The organism is Bacillus luti (assembly GCF_009739945.1).
Classification (GTDB): domain Bacteria; phylum Bacillota; class Bacilli; order Bacillales; family Bacillaceae_G; genus Bacillus_A; species Bacillus_A luti.
In genome coordinates, this window is the sequence record NZ_CP040336.1 from 2702445 (window position 1) to 2717668 (window position 15224).

Genomic DNA, 15224 nt, shown 5'->3' on the forward strand with positions numbered 1-15224 from the left:
GATGAATCAAACCGACAAGCCATTTAACTGTTTTTGAGCACAATAAAATAAAAAAAGGCATAAAATATGCCTTTTTTATTACTTATTTGTTTATCGGATAACAAACCTCAGTAATCCACTTATTAGGATCCGATTCAATAGCTGGGCTAACATGATAAATATTAAACATAGGGCCGGCTAATTCATATCCTTCCGCTTCAATCCATTTTGCAGCTGCTTCATTTACATCTGTCATTTGTTCATAGCTTCCGTTTACTGTTATAGATGCTACTTTAATTGCTTCGATTTTTTTAAAATGAACATCGTTTGTATTTTCGTACTTTCCAAAGATATTTAGCTGTATTTCTACATCTACATCCTTTTCCTTGTATTCTTGATCATGGAAGACAGCAATACTATAACTCGGATGAGCCATACTAATATTTTTCATATGAATTTCTTGCATCAATATACTCCATAGATCGCCTTCACAATTATATGAAGGAATAACCTTTCTAACACTACCTACATTTCTTTCTGGAATTTCTTTTATAGAAACATGATATTTCATCTCAACAACATCCTCTCTCATCATTTTCATTGAGTTTTCGAGGAGACGTAATTGTTTTTGAAGGTCACCCATTTCATCCTTTATTTGAGCACAACGATTTTGAAATTGTTCTTTTACACTATTTATATTATCGCATTCAATTATTTCTTTAATAGTAGCGATGTTAAATCCCATATCTTTTAACATTTGAATTTGATTTACTTTCTTTAATTGGGCTGCTGAATAGTATCGATAACCACTTTGTTCATCAACTTTTACTGGCTGCAATAATTCAACTTTATCGTAGTGCCTCAACATACGTATGCTAATGGAAGATAGTTTTGAAAAATCCCCTATTTTAAACATGTTTTCCTCCTATAAATTACATCTACTTCGAAGCTCAACTTTATCTTAAACAATGACATTGTGTGAGAGTCAACTGTTTTTAATGATTTAAACAATAATTAAATGTATTATATTTACACAATTAAAGTTGTGTATTTACATTTTTATAATCAACATTATAGTTTGTCTGTCTAATTATTTATCTCCAAACATTCATAAACGGCCATCATATCTCGTTTATCCAATTCGCGAATGCGACTGAAAATTGGTATTTGCGAAACAGCTTCTGTTAATAAGCTTTCATCCACAACATCAGTAACTTTTCCAGTTAACCAAGTTTGTACATCCACGCCCTCAACAACTTCTTTTAGCCCTTCGTCATTAATACCACTTGCATTACAAGTTACACAAGGAATTGTTAATTTAAACACGCCGTCATGTAGATTATCTTCTGTTATAACTTTCTTTCCTTTACAAAATGGACATGGATTACTTTTTCTAATTTTATTAATTTGAGTAACTAACTTTTTGTATCCAAACGCTTCGTATACATACGTAAGTTTTTTATATTTACCATTTGTGAAGTACTTATCTATAATAGTTTCTCTCGTTTCATAAACATTATGGAAATCACAAACAGTTACTTGATTATTAACACTAATGGATTCGATATTTCCTTTTATTTCATCCCAGAATGGTAAGACATTTTGCAACACCATTTCATAGTTTGAAAAGCTTGCCTGTTCTAATTCAAACATTTTTAGTGCAACTTGTTCTTTTCTTGGCAATAAAGAAACATCTTCTGTCAATCTCATATCGCCACCAACAATAGATTTTAATTTATGAAGTGTAGGTAAATCATCGACTATTTTCAACACTTCATCAACTGGTTGATTGATAATTTCACGAATATCAAAGTTATCAAATTTAAGCGGTTTATGATGATTTAAAACTGTCCCCTCACAAATTGGACATACAATCATTTCTTTAGATTCTTTAATTTCTTCTTTAATGGCTGCTTTTGAAATAACAATATATCCACCAATAATCGTATTAAATCCTACCCATGTTCTACGTGTCTTTCCTTTTTTATCATAAAATGATTTTTCAAAATAACCATACCAAAACGTATGCTTTTCTTCTTCTGACATATCATTATAGCTCTTTGACAAATCGTGACCAAGCTCATTTTTAATTTCTTCAAATAGAAATTCTATTTTTTCATATTGATAAAATTTTAATACTTTCATGATTTCTGGATCGAATAGACCGTCCCAAAATGGAACGTTTTTATTTTGGATTGTAATATCTTTATCGAAAACTTCAATTTGAAGACGTCCAGAACAAGATGGACAATGATTGTCCTGTGAAAAGAAATCAAAACTTCTCGTATCTTTATTAGTTGGATGAGCAGCTACAATATGATTAATTAATCCACCGATCTCATATAAAAAACTATATTGACTATATAAATGTCTTTCAAGATCAATAGCAACAACCGGTGCAATTGTATCCGATTCATATTCACCATAAATTAAACGGGCCATTGATGATAAACTTTTTAAAATACCACCCTTATAAATATTTTCGGCATTTTTAAAATAGTTAATATGATTTTTTTCTAAATAGTGAACTCCTTGTTTCTGCTTAAGCATGGAAGAAACATGTATTTTCTCTGTGCTATTCATAATACTTTTTTGACGATAGTAATTCTCATGACTGACAACATACAGATGCTCTACAGATTCATACTGCCTTTTCCTAAAATCAACAATATAATCAGAGCTTTCTAACATGTAACTATTATGCTCAATCATAATGATAGAAACTGATTCATCTTGCAAAATCCCTCTAATACTATCTATAAATTGATTTAAAATATTTTGTGATAAACCTTTTGAAGGCTCATCAAAAATAAATAATGTATGTGGATTTCTTGTTTTTGCAAATAACTCAGAAACTAAATGAACACATTGAAACTCACCTGTTGATAATGTTTGTGTTTTTCGTTCTAATGTTAAATAACCCAGCCCTAATTTGATTAGTAGGCTCAAGCGTTTATATGCAATATCTTCATTTGGAATTTCATCAATAATATCCTCAATCGAACGCTCAAAAATATCATCGATTTCTTCACTATACTTTGTCAGTTTCTTTTTAATATCAAGGAAAGTAGCAACAGTTGATCGACTTGTAATCGATTGGTTTCGATCTTGTCCAACCATAACTAGTCTATCTTTTGGATAACGTTTCAAAAAGTCTTGCGCTACACATTCATTGACAAGTGTAGATTTTCCACATCCTGATTCACCAGTAACCGTAACAAGTCTATTTTTAGGAATTTGAAACTCAGCCATTTGGATATTACGACAATACAAATCATGGAATGTATAATAGTCTGTTGGCATTTCTTTATTTCTTTCCCACAATATTGGTTTTGGTCTTGGTGATTCTTTCACAATTTTCCCGCCATATTTTCCGCTACCAGGCCCGAAGAACAATTGCTCATCAGTTGTATCTAGTACTGTATCTGAATGATCAATAAGCCAAATTTGATTTTTACACCCTAATTGTTTAATCTCTTCTAATATTTTTAGTAATGTTTCATGATCAAGTCCAACTGAAATCTCATCAATAATAATTACAGCATTTTCACTTACCGCCATAAATTCAGCCAAGTAAAGCCTTGTTAACTCTCCACCTGACAACGTACCCATAATTCTATTTAACGTTAAATAACCGATATTCATATTTATAATATTTTGCAGTATATGTTGTTTTGCTTCACTAATATTTAATTCTTCTGCTAATGAAAGAATAGATTCAACACTTAAATCATTAATATTTGAAATTGTATGTGGTTTAGCAAATAAATCTATCGTATGTTGTTCGATTTCTTCACTATAACGTTTCCCCTTACATTTTTTACATTCAATATTTTTCGTAGTGCCACGTCCTTTACAACCAGTACACCAACCTAATTGATTATTGAATGAAAAGACCTCAGGAGAAAGATTAAACACTTCAGCAAGTTTTTCACGAACCTCTGTAAAAACACCAGTATGAGTACCAATTGTTGAACGCGGATTAGATGAAATCGATGATTTCCCTAGAAAAAGTACTAATGGCATTTCTTCCATCTTAATAGCACTAAAATTCGTTTCCATAATGTTAGGAAATAAATATTGATATTCAGCTTTTGGTAATAAAGAAACTAAACGTTTTTTTGATTCTTCACCAATCGTTTGGCAAAATGTAGTTTTACCAGATCCAGACAAACCCGCAATTCCAAACGATTTATTTACCGATATTTCTGCATCCAATTTATTAATATTATTCGCAATTAATTGATTTACTTTCATATTAACCTCTATTCTTATAGTTGTTGAAAAACATTTTTATAGGATAATAATTACATAATAAATACAGATTATATAATGTCTATCCATTCAATTCATCGGTCTTAACCTTATATTTATCAAACCAATACTTCCATTCATCTTTTGAAAATTCTTTTTCTTCACCTTGTAAAACAGAAGAAAAAAGATCTAGACAAATATGCCAACCGGCTATATCTTTCGGTGTATGGTCTGTTAGTTCATGGATGAATTCTTTAAGTATTAATACAGACCCATTTTCCTCTTTATGTATTTCAAATCGCACGCGGTCTTTATCCCACGTGAATTCTAATGTTGAATTTATTTTACAATCTAAAATATCGATATTTAAAAACGAACCATCCATCATGTCAAATTTAATAATTCCACCTGTTTTAAGATTTTCTATTTGCAAGTTAGACATCCACTTCTTCAATTTATTATTATCTGTTAATACAGACCATACTTTTTCTATCGAATATGGAAAATACCTATCAAATTGTACTACGTATTCATTACTTTGTTTATCTATTATAGCAATCATTATTCATACGCCTCCTTCTGCCTCTGACAGAATATATGTTCTCTTTTATTATTTTACTTGATTTCACTAAAAAAATAAATCTCAATTAACATACTTTTACGGTATTTTAACAACATATGGCTTCATTATAACTATTTACTATAATCATTCCCTACAGGTTGTTCTTTGAAAACTGAAGATATGAGGTTGATTCGACGGGGCATTATTCCCTACTTATTTTTATGACAAAAATAAAAAGCAGAAAGAATACTTCCTTCTGCTTTTATAATAAATGGTACATTTCATATTGTGTTAAAGCGTTCTTTTCAAACCCATTTTTCTTTAAAAATCCTTCCAGTAAACTATTATTAGGAAACCCAATAGATACAGTTGCTAACTTCAATTTTTCATTTGCTACTTGTAATAATTGCGTCGCAACACCAATATTTCTATAGTCTTTGTCTACGAATATAAAGCTAATTTTCCCATGTTTATTTATACATACCGTACCTTTTAAATCATTATCAACATATGCACTGTAATACGTGTTATTTGTTTTCTCAATATAATCAATATCATTTTGCCAATTTATATGGAAGTTAAGCCATTTTTGAATTTCAAGTTTAAATGTTTGAAATTCAATTTTTTTCACTTCAACATTTTTATTATCTTTATTTGTTAGTTTAGTTACATCATTTAAATTATAATAAGAAAGATCATATACTTTTTCATAACCTAGCTTATTATAGAAGTTAATCGCTCTATCATTACCTACAATGACCTCAAGAAAAAGTTGTTTGCATCCATTTTGAACCGCCTCTTCTTTATGCAGTTCAAATAAATGCTGACTTACACCCATCCCTCGATACTCTGGATGAACCGCTAATGTTCCGCAACGCAATGTTTTTATGCTTTCATAATCCTTTATACCACCAAGTATTACGCCAACAGATTTATCACCATCTAAAGCCAAAAAAGAGTGTTCTATCGCATTTCCTTCTGGTCCAAAAAATCTTTTAATAAAATCTTCTTGTGAAACTTCCATTTTAATGATGTAATCTGAGAATCCATCTTTAAAAGCTTCATACACTAAATCTATACTTACTTCGCTACATCTTTTGTATTGAATCATATAACTATAATCCTCCGCTTTGGCTTGTTATATACTACATTCGAACACATGAAATGAATTCCCTTCACCATATCCATCCTTTATTTCATGAATAACCACTTGACTAAACCCATTTTGAATAAGGATATTTTCAAACTCTTTTAAATCATATAGTCTTATAGGAAAATCCATAATCTCAGTTTCTACTATTTTCTCATTTTGGATGACTTCATATTTTAGTTTAATATTTAACAGCCTTTGCGAGTCATCATATGATACTTTTCTATTTTCAACAATGCATTCATTGTTAATTTCTTTTCTATTTGTTTCTATCCAATCTAGAATATCTTCCGTTTCGCTTCCCCCTAATACAACTGTAAGAAGGAATTTCCCATTTTCTTTTAAATTATTTTTCATATTTTGAAGACTAATATCTACTAAATTATCTGGTAAAAGTGAAAACGAACCAATTGGTATCATGATAAGATCATATTTTTTATCACCATGGAAGTTTTCGATTCTTTCTTGTGATATAACTGGCTTCAAGTTGAATTTTTCTGCCTTTTCTTTACACACTTTAAGCATTTCTACTGAAAGGTCGAACCCTTCTATATCAATACCATTTTGCATAAACGGAATTAACATTCTACCATTCCCGCACATCGGTTCTAACACTTTCATATTTTTGTCTTTTATAAAAGAAAGATAAAATTCCAATTCTTTTCCGGCCGCTATTGATTTATCACTTTCATATATTTTTGTACAAAGTTCACCATAATACGTATGCAATATTATTCCACCTCTTAACTTAAAATACATGGATAGTTTGTTATATAAGTTCTGCTATCTATTATTTACTACAGTAATCTCATAAACACGTAAAAAAGCAATTAAATGTTCACATGCTCTTTCGCATGCTAACATTTTAAAGATTTTTTGTTCTTCTTTCGTCTTATCATTCGCTTGATCCGAAGCAGCTTTTAAACATAAAAATGGTTTTTTATTTATATGACAAACATAAGCGAAAGCTGCCACTTCTTGATCAACTGCCAAAGCTCCGTATACAGTATGGAGTAAATATCTCATTTCTGAACTACGAATACGTTGATCCCCAGATAAGAATGTGCCGAAATGAATCGGATCATAAGACCGCATTTTTTTCATTCTTCTTACAAGTGATTTTGTTGTTTCAATAGGTGCTGTTCTACCATTATATAAATTAAAAACATCTTCTCCCGAACCAGCAGCAGTAACGTCGTGTTGTATTGCATTAAGGGCCACTACAATTTGACCATTTTTCACCTTATTTGATAGACTTCCGCATATCCCTGTCATAAATAACTCATCTGGCTGAAACTCGCTAATTAATAACTGTACACAACTAGCGCAGCTTACTTTACCAACACCAGTTACAACTGATATAATTTCCAACTCATTAATAGTATGAAAATGAAATTCCCAAGCTGCTCTTTTTTCAACGCGTTCACTTGGATAATATTGATGCAAATACGTAAGTTCTGGTTCCCATGCGGATACGATTGCAATACGTTTCATTACACGATTCACTTCCCCTACTGTCATTTAAATAAGTTATCTATACTTTCTCGTTCATAGTCTGGAATCCACTCTTTGTATTTCTCATATAAATCTCGTATTATTTCTTTATTCTTCGCAATTACTTCACATCCTCTATCATCGTAAATAAACATGATAATACCTTTCGTTGCATTTATGAGAAATACATCTGGATAAGAAATTTCTTTCTTACGTCCAAAACGAGGATAAAGTTCTGGAAAGTTTTCATGATTAGCAGCTTGAATAATCGGTTCATAATTAATATCTTCCGCAAGACATTTTAAAGAGAATTGAAATGTACAATATACATCTGCTTTTTCATCTTCAAATAGAAAAGGTAAAGTTTCTTGTCTTATACGAAACTTTAAATCTTTTTTCTTAATATATTTATTGTATACATTTATTTTCTGTGGAGTTTTTATATTTTCCTTTTTAAATCGATAAACATTTGTTACTAAAAAAACTGTATCTTTTTCCGAGAATATATCATGGAATACTTCTTTATTGCACTTATATAGCTGATAAAAATAATCCATATTATATTCATCTGTTCCCTCTTTGAATTGGTATTTACCTTTCCCAAAATCGAAATGCAAATGATTTTCCCACTGAGAGCATATGTACGGTACTAATGTAGCACCTGGAAATGTTTGATTCATATATTCTTTTAATTGCATTTTTATATCCTTTCTACTCTACAATTTCTTTTAAATGCCAATATGCTTCTTCTAGCCACGGATGTATAACTTTCAGTGTATTTTTTCTTTCCCATAAATATGAAATATATGCAAATGCAGCATGTTCCAACGATTTTTCCAATCCTTTTTTTACTTCTACTAAATACGGTGGTGTGCCTTGTTGATCCCATGCTATTTTGTCAGCAACAAATAATATTAAATCCATCTTTGTAGCCTGTTTACGCAACGTAGTGTGGCAACCGATTGCGTTTAAAATCTCTTCATCATGTACTTTAAATATCTCATTTGCAATTACTCTCGATAGTTTTTGATGAATGATCATTGGGAATTCTCGTTCTTCTTCTAATATCTCTATTCCGAATTCTTCAGCAACTATAATCCGCACCTTATTGGGAAAGATTGCACTAATATCATGTAAATATCCCGCGATTGCTGCTTTTTCTTCATCTTCATAAAACATTTCTGCAATTTTTCTCGCCTCATTTGCTACACGAATTGAATGTTTATATGTAAAGTCCTGATTGTATTTTAATAAAAATCTTTAATATCATTTTCAATTTCTCCAGTTGCAGCAAATGAATATATATCATTATATAACATAGCAAATCCCCCTTATAACTAACTTTCATTATAATGTAGAATATAAATATCCCTCTTATTTTGTATTCGCTATGAATATTTTAATACCTTTTTAATACGTTACATGAAATTTTATGTAGAATCATTGCTACAAAGTACATAAATGTTTGATATTATAGTAATGTTAATAATTTTGGAAAGGAACTAACTAAATAATGAATAAAAACATATTAATTATTGATGACGATAAAGATATTGTAGAATTACTCGCTGTTTATTTGCGAAATGAAGGCTATAACATTTTTAAAGCATATGATGGTGATGAAGCTTTGCAGATGTTATGTACATATGAAGTAGATCTTATGATTCTGGATATTATGATGCCAAAACGAAACGGATTAGAAGTTTGCCAAGAGGTTCGTGAAAATAATACTGTACCTATTCTTATGCTTAGTGCCAAAGCTGAAGATATGGATAAAATATTAGGACTTATGACAGGGGCAGATGATTATATGATTAAACCATTCAATCCACTGGAATTAGTGGCTAGAGTGAAAGCTTTGTTAAGAAGATCGTCTTTCCAAAACAATGCTACTCAAAAAAAAGAAGATGGTATCATTCGTATTCGAGCTGCTGAAATCCATAAGCATCATCATACCGTGAAAGTAAATAATGAGTATATTAAGCTTACATCTATTGAATTTGATATTTTATACTTACTTGCAAGCAATACAGGAAGAGTATTTAGTTCAGAAGAAATATTTGAACGCGTATGGAATGAAGATGGTTATGGTTCTAACAAAACTGTTATGGTCCATATTAGTAATTTACGTGATAAACTTGAAACTGTAATGAATGGAGAAAAATTTATTCATACTGTTTGGGGAGTGGGCTATAAAATTGAGAAATGAAGCATTTGATATATTAAAAGATATTCCAAAATGGAAAATTATTTTTTGGCTCTTATTAGCTGTTACACTAACTCCGATTACCGAATTAATTATATATCGTCTCATAACGAGTGTAATTGAGAGTTCGCTTACTTTAAGTGAACTCGGTAAAGAATTCATTAGAATTTTCGGCTATGAAAAATATAAAGGGCTAAAGGAATCCCTTTGGATGATAATTGTATCTTATTTGTTTCTGTTCTCTATTTTCTCATCCTATTTATACATTTTTTATCGTCGCGAAAGAAAAATGTACTATGAAACTCGTATAAAAAAAATGATCGAAGAAATTCGTTATATCGCAAGTGGAAATTTCAATCATAAAATTTCCATTGTAAATCATAATTATTTAGAAGAATTAGCAACTGGGGTCAATCAAATTGTTGAACAATTAAAAGTCTCAATTGATGAAGAAAGGCAAGCGGAACAAGCCAAAAGCGAACTGATTACAAATGTATCACACGACTTACGAACCCCTCTTACATCAATAGTGGGCTATGTAAATTTAATCCATCATGATAATTATAGAGACGAAGTGGAATTGCGTCATTATATACAAGTCATTTATGATAAGGTAACACGCCTTAATGCATTAATGAATGACTTGTTTGAATATACACGTGTTCAAAATAAAGAGTTAAGTTTATATTCTGCTCCCATTGATATTGTAGAACTACTTGGGCAATTAACTGTTCAATTCCGAATACAGGTTCAAGAAGCTAACATAGAATGCAGACCTTCCTTCCCATCTCAAAAACTCATGGTATTAGCTGATGGTGACAAATTAGTACGCGTGTTTGAAAATCTTATTATAAACGCTATCGCTTATGGAAACGATGGTCACTATATTGACCTTACAGCTTATGAAAGTAATAATATGATTACAATTGATATTACAAATTACGGACAACCTATTCCTAGTACGGATTTACCTCATATTTTTGAACGATTTTATCGCGTTGAGAAATCACGCTCAACAAACACTGGTGGATCTGGCCTCGGATTAGCAATTGCCAAAAGTATTGTCGAACTGCATAAAGGAACAATTGAAGTATATAGTGATGACACCAAAACAACTTTCACTGTAAAATTATTACCTTATAAAGGTTAATTTTACATAAATTTAGGTTCAATTTCTTCTACAATAAGAAATTGAACCTTTTATTTTCCATTAATACCCAAAATTTAATAATCCTTTATAAATCTTTAGAAATTCTTTACCTTTTCTTTCTTCCTAATTAAGCATTCCTTCTTACAATAATAATATTGATGTCATAGTAGGAGGATCGCTTATGCAATTCTTAAAAAAAATAACAGTTTTATTATTATCTTTTCTCATTACTGCACTTATCGTTTTATATTTTTATCTTTATGTAAATGGTCCAGTTATTCAAGCTAAATCAGCTATTTTAATAGATGCTAATTCAGGGGAAGTTATTTATAAAAAAAATGAAGAAACTCTAATACAATCAGCTACTTTATCTAAATTAATGACAGAGTATATCGTGTTAGAACAACTAAATGACGGCAAAATACAGTTGGATGAATCCGTAGAAATAAGCAACGACGTGTTCCAAGCGGAAACAAGCCCTATTCAAGTAACATCCAAGGATAAAACGACGGTTCGTGATTTACTTCATGCATTGCTTTTAACAGGAAATAATCGTTCCGCACTTGCGCTAGCAGAACACATTGGTGGAAATGAAGATAGCTTTACAACGTTAATGAATGAAAAAGCAAAACAACTACAGTTATCACAATCATCTCCATTTCTAAACTCTACTGGTGTTAATAACGATACAAATAAACAACCTAGCACAACAGCGATAGACGTAGCTAAACTAGCAACACAATTAGTAAAAGATTTTCCAGATGTACTGAATATTACAAAATTAACCTCTTACCAGTTTACCTTCAAAGATTTCCAAGTTTTTAACACGAACAAGATGATTTATTCCATTAATAAAGACATTAAACTCCAAGGTGTCGATGGCCTGCAGACTAGTTTTTCAACTAACGGTATTTATAGTTTTGTCAGTACAGCTAAGCTAGGTAATACAAGGCTTATTTCAGTAATATTAGAAGCCGATGAAGAAAACAGTACTTTTATCGAAACAAAAAAATTACTGCAGTACGGTTTTGACCCTTCCTCCTACTCTGCACTCCAAGCTTTTAAAGATACCCTTACATCTTGGTCAATATTGCTACAGTTTAAAAATTTAATCATACAAACGATGATGATTTTTTTCATCATTACCATATTAATGTTTTTACATATACGTCAAAAAAAATCCGAGGATTTCAACTGAAAAATCTTTTTGTATTTAAAAACCGACTTGCGTTTACAGTGCAAGTCGGTTTTTAAGTCTATAATCCTCTTCCAATTAAATTCGCTGAAATGGGCTGAAGGTTTAACTCTCTTGCCCATATGGATAGCTGACCTATATGATGAATTTCATGTACAATAACGTGTCGTAACACTTCACCATACCTATACTCTTTATCCGTCCATGAAACGTTTAATATTTGATTTTCTAAAGATTCTGTCCACGATTGTACAAATTCTTCTAAATCTTTGTTATACAAATCAGATAACGCCTTTACTTTTTGAATGGATTGATAATCCTTAAATTTCGGCTCATCTACTTCCTTTCCTTTCAAATCACAAATCCAGCTATACTCAACATCTACAATATGAAATAATGTTTCTAAAATACTTCCAACACCACCAACACGCTTACGGAGTAATTCTTCCTCTGAAAGTTGCTCACACCACTTAAACCAATCGTCTCTTACTTGCCAATTGTATTGAAATAAAGTGTACACATTTATCTCTCCCCTACCTCAATAATCCACTTAACAGCATCTATTACACAATATGGCTCATCTTTTTGAATATAGTGGCCACTTTGTTTTGCAATTACAAATTTATTATTGCTTGATAAACGTAATAATTCTTCTTGCAATTGCAACCATTTCATTTGTGCATCTGGCGAGTAAAAAGCTTTTTTGCCTGCAGCTAACACGGCAAGTGGAATATTTCTCATTGACTGACAATATTTATCTACTTCACCTAGACTAAACATAAACTCTTCATAAGAACTTTCATATACAAACTGTTTATAGTAAGCTTCTTGAAATTCTAGTGACATGATTGGCAAAAAATCTTCTTTATAATTTTCCGGTGTCGAATCAACCAAAACTATTCCCGACATATCTTCGGGATAAAAATCCGCAAATAAACGTGCATTTATTCCACCAAAAGAATGTCCTACAAAAATATAAGGTGGTTTCAATTGTAATTGCTCTAAACAACTTCTCAAATCTTTTACCATTTCAGAACTAATACGTCGCTTGGAACTCTTCCCGCTTTTTCCCATTCCCGCTCGATCATATGTGAGTACCGTCCCATATTCCGTCAATTCTTCAGCAATAAGGTCCCATGCCTTTGAATAATCGCCATAACCTGCTTCCATTATAATAACAGGCTGCAACTTCTTTCCTTGGAATATTTTCGTATATATTTTAAAGTCATCAACTTGCACATATTCTTCCATACATTTAATCATTGACGATCACTTCTCTCACATTAAGACAATCTACAATTTGATCAATTATTTCACCGACAGATAAAGATCCATCCAAAACAATATCTGAATTTGGCTTTACAGTATGGAGCGCCTCCAAATAAGCTTTTCTAGCATATGTTATATAATGCTTTAAATCATTATGTATTTCACTCATTGTATCTTCTTTAAAATCTCGCAAAATTCTTCTAGCCATCGCAATATCTAAAGGCGTATCGATAAATATCGTTACGTCAATCAACTTTCCCATTTCACTATTTAAGTATGCAAAGGGATAATCTACAATAATATAATCTAAATAACTATTTTGTAGCAGATGCTGAATATCGTTAATTAATGGTGTGAGTACCCATTCATCATAATTTGCTCCATCTTCAATCCATTTACAAATATCAGCAGGACAGTTATCAAATATATAACTATCAAAATAAAGAGCTTTTAAATTTTTTAACTCATGAGTTAATCTTTCTGTAATGGTAGTTTTACCACCCCCAGAAACAGCTGCAATTGAAATTATTTTTGTCTTTTTATCCACGATTCCCACCAACCCTTTTGTTAACATAATATAATTATAAATTACTATTTTTGTTTATGTTCCATTCATATTCTAACATACTCATTTCCCATAAATTCCAATACGTATCTCCTACTTTTTTTGACTCTCTTAATAAACCTTCTTTTACAAACCCTATTTTTTCATAACATGAAATAGCTGTCGTATTAAAATCATACACACCAAGCGTTACTCTATGTAGTTTTAATTCTTCAAAAGCAACATGAAGTACTGCTTTCATCATATGTTTCCCTATAGAACGTCCTCTCATTCCCTTATCACCAATTAATACTTTTCCAATTCTAGCTGACTTATTTATATTATCGATTTGTCCAAGCGAAATATGACCAATAATGTCTGAAGTCTCTTCATCTATTACTTTGAATGCGAGTGTGTTTGTACTTTCGATATATTTATGTAGTTGCTGTTCATTTAGAGGGTATGTAAATGCATTTCCTGACCATTGTATTAAAAACTCCTCGGAATTAATCCAATTTAATAATTGTTTGGAATCGGATTTTTTAAAAGGTTCTAGTCTAATCAACTTCATTCTCCTTTCATACACCCTACTATATTTCTTCAAACTTATTTCTATATATAGAATATATTCTCCTTTTATACGAAAATAAAATAAAGCCATTCATAAGAATGACTTTACAAAAACATAACCTAATTCTGCTATGTTTCCTATGTCAACAATGGTTCAATTGCTTCAATTTTACAAACTGATATAATTACTGTAACTACCCCCGCACTATTAGCAAGCTTTACAACATCACAAGTGACAGAAGAAACAGTTCCTGCATAATTATTACTTCCTGTATTAATGCGCACTGCTCTATTTACTAATTTTTTAAGCTCATCTCTAATTCCTTGCACACAGCAACAATCACATTGTTTATTCTGTTCTTCCTGTTCTTTTTTACACTCTTCAAAAGCATCCCAACAATCATCCTGTTTGCACGTACACTTCTTTTTAGAATTACTATAACGATACCCCAAAATCTCACCCCCTGATCATTTCTATTAATATAGTATGTCCACTAGCTTTAAAATGTACGAGGCAAAAACATAGAGAGAAAAAAACAAACGCATGTACTAAACTTTCTTATTTACATTTCGAAAAGTAAATATAATGCTTTACAAACCCTCAATTCAAACACTCCACATATGTAGGCATTATTAGTATATAAGTGCTTTCAACGTCAATAACCATTCTTTTCTTTATTAATTATAAAAACGGAGCTCTAACAATTAGAGCATCGTTTAATACGGGAACTTGGATTTAATTTTACTGAATTTAATATTTAGACAACCTCTTTTTCAAATACACCTTTTTTTATTGTAATTTCCTGTTTTATTAAGACGATTACTTCTAGCTTCTACACATTTGCTATATT

Annotated in this window: 15 protein-coding genes and 1 pseudogene; 3 read left to right on the plus strand and 13 right to left on the minus strand. The window is 30.9% G+C overall.

Features of this window, described 5'->3' with window-relative positions:
* Positions 1-82: 82 nt before the first annotated feature.
* The 8 genes and pseudogenes from EUC40_RS13850 to yqeK form a co-directional block, all read right to left on the minus strand.
* A complete protein-coding gene (locus tag EUC40_RS13850; RefSeq protein ID WP_156575693.1) occupies positions 83-895 on the minus strand; it encodes a MerR family transcriptional regulator in 813 nt (270 codons plus the stop codon).
* Positions 896-1065: 170 nt separating this feature from the next.
* Positions 1066-4236, minus strand: coding sequence for an ATP-binding cassette domain-containing protein (locus tag EUC40_RS13855; RefSeq protein WP_156575694.1), 3171 nt, complete (start codon positions 4234-4236; stop codon positions 1066-1068).
* Positions 4237-4315: 79 nt separating this feature from the next.
* The gene (locus EUC40_RS13860; protein ID WP_071712181.1) at positions 4316-4795 is read right to left on the minus strand and encodes an SRPBCC family protein; all 480 of its coding nucleotides are present in this window, start codon (positions 4793-4795) and stop codon (positions 4316-4318) included.
* A gap of 262 nt (positions 4796-5057) precedes the next feature.
* Positions 5058-5906: a GNAT family N-acetyltransferase gene (locus EUC40_RS13865; RefSeq protein WP_156575695.1), complete on the minus strand. Its 849-nt coding sequence runs from the start codon at positions 5904-5906 to the stop codon at positions 5058-5060.
* 27 nt (positions 5907-5933) lie between these two features.
* Positions 5934-6674, minus strand: a complete 741-nt coding sequence (locus tag EUC40_RS13870; protein ID WP_156575696.1) for a class I SAM-dependent methyltransferase — start codon at positions 6672-6674, stop codon at positions 5934-5936.
* A gap of 54 nt (positions 6675-6728) precedes the next feature.
* Positions 6729-7466 carry a 5'-methylthioadenosine/S-adenosylhomocysteine nucleosidase gene (gene mtnN, locus EUC40_RS13875; RefSeq protein WP_156575697.1) on the minus strand — a complete coding sequence of 246 codons (738 nt, stop codon included), beginning with the start codon at positions 7464-7466 and terminating at the stop codon, positions 6729-6731.
* The gene (locus EUC40_RS13880) at positions 7463-8137 is read right to left on the minus strand and encodes a DUF3885 domain-containing protein (protein WP_156575698.1); all 675 of its coding nucleotides are present in this window, start codon (positions 8135-8137) and stop codon (positions 7463-7465) included. Before EUC40_RS13880 ends, mtnN begins: the two co-directional genes overlap by 4 nt.
* Positions 8138-8150: 13 nt before the next feature.
* A pseudogene (gene yqeK, locus EUC40_RS13885) lies at positions 8151-8758 on the minus strand (bis(5'-nucleosyl)-tetraphosphatase (symmetrical) YqeK).
* 194 nt (positions 8759-8952) lie between these two features.
* On the opposite strand from yqeK, the gene EUC40_RS13890 reads away from it, so the two are divergent.
* From EUC40_RS13890 to EUC40_RS13900, 3 genes are all read left to right on the plus strand, one after another.
* Complete coding sequence (locus EUC40_RS13890) at positions 8953-9648, plus strand: response regulator transcription factor (RefSeq protein WP_071712187.1); 696 nt, start codon at positions 8953-8955, stop codon at positions 9646-9648.
* Positions 9638-10795 carry a sensor histidine kinase gene (locus EUC40_RS13895; RefSeq protein WP_156575699.1) on the plus strand — a complete coding sequence of 386 codons (1158 nt, stop codon included), beginning with the start codon at positions 9638-9640 and terminating at the stop codon, positions 10793-10795. Before EUC40_RS13890 ends, EUC40_RS13895 begins: the two co-directional genes overlap by 11 nt.
* Positions 10796-10976: 181 nt before the next feature.
* On the plus strand, positions 10977-11993 hold the full coding sequence (locus EUC40_RS13900; protein ID WP_156575700.1) for a D-alanyl-D-alanine carboxypeptidase family protein: 1017 nt from the start codon (positions 10977-10979) through the stop codon (positions 11991-11993).
* Between the two features lie 58 nt (positions 11994-12051).
* On the opposite strand, the gene EUC40_RS13905 is transcribed toward EUC40_RS13900, so the two are convergent.
* The 5 genes from EUC40_RS13905 to exsK form a co-directional block, all read right to left on the minus strand.
* Positions 12052-12510 (minus strand): DinB family protein, encoded by a 459-nt coding sequence (locus tag EUC40_RS13905; RefSeq protein WP_156575701.1) that lies wholly within the window; start codon positions 12508-12510, stop codon positions 12052-12054.
* Positions 12511-12512: 2 nt separating this feature from the next.
* Positions 12513-13253, minus strand: coding sequence for an alpha/beta fold hydrolase (locus EUC40_RS13910; RefSeq protein WP_156575702.1), 741 nt, complete (start codon positions 13251-13253; stop codon positions 12513-12515).
* A complete protein-coding gene (locus EUC40_RS13915) occupies positions 13246-13806 on the minus strand; it encodes a nucleoside/nucleotide kinase family protein (RefSeq protein ID WP_156575703.1) in 561 nt (186 codons plus the stop codon). Before EUC40_RS13915 ends, EUC40_RS13910 begins: the two co-directional genes overlap by 8 nt.
* Positions 13807-13840: 34 nt before the next feature.
* Entirely contained in the window at positions 13841-14374 is a 534-nt protein-coding gene (locus tag EUC40_RS13920; protein ID WP_185914470.1) for a GNAT family N-acetyltransferase, read from the minus strand.
* A 137-nt stretch (positions 14375-14511) separates the two neighbouring features.
* The gene (exsK, locus tag EUC40_RS13925) at positions 14512-14826 is read right to left on the minus strand and encodes an exosporium protein ExsK (protein ID WP_156575705.1); all 315 of its coding nucleotides are present in this window, start codon (positions 14824-14826) and stop codon (positions 14512-14514) included.
* Between the last annotated feature and the right edge of the window lie 398 nt (positions 14827-15224).

What these genes read in the sequence shown, in the direction of transcription:
- EUC40_RS13860 (WP_071712181.1), bottom strand. Translation starts at nt 4,795, where the DNA reads ATGATTGCTATAATAGATAAACAAAGTAATGAATACGTAGTACAATTT.
- EUC40_RS13910 (WP_156575702.1), bottom strand. Translation starts at nt 13,253, where the DNA reads ATGATTAAATGTATGGAAGAATATGTGCAAGTTGATGACTTTAAAATA.
- EUC40_RS13865 (WP_156575695.1), bottom strand. Translation starts at nt 5,906, where the DNA reads ATGATTCAATACAAAAGATGTAGCGAAGTAAGTATAGATTTAGTGTAT.
- EUC40_RS13920 (WP_185914470.1), bottom strand. Translation starts at nt 14,374, where the DNA reads ATGAAGTTGATTAGACTAGAACCTTTTAAAAAATCCGATTCCAAACAA.
- EUC40_RS13855 (WP_156575694.1), bottom strand. Translation starts at nt 4,236, where the DNA reads ATGAAAGTAAATCAATTAATTGCGAATAATATTAATAAATTGGATGCA.
- EUC40_RS13850 (WP_156575693.1), bottom strand. Translation starts at nt 895, where the DNA reads ATGTTTAAAATAGGGGATTTTTCAAAACTATCTTCCATTAGCATACGT.
- mtnN (WP_156575697.1), bottom strand. Translation starts at nt 7,466, where the DNA reads ATGACAGTAGGGGAAGTGAATCGTGTAATGAAACGTATTGCAATCGTA.
- EUC40_RS13900 (WP_156575700.1), top strand. Translation starts at nt 10,977, where the DNA reads ATGCAATTCTTAAAAAAAATAACAGTTTTATTATTATCTTTTCTCATT.
- EUC40_RS13880 (WP_156575698.1), bottom strand. Translation starts at nt 8,137, where the DNA reads ATGCAATTAAAAGAATATATGAATCAAACATTTCCAGGTGCTACATTA.
- EUC40_RS13890 (WP_071712187.1), top strand. Translation starts at nt 8,953, where the DNA reads ATGAATAAAAACATATTAATTATTGATGACGATAAAGATATTGTAGAA.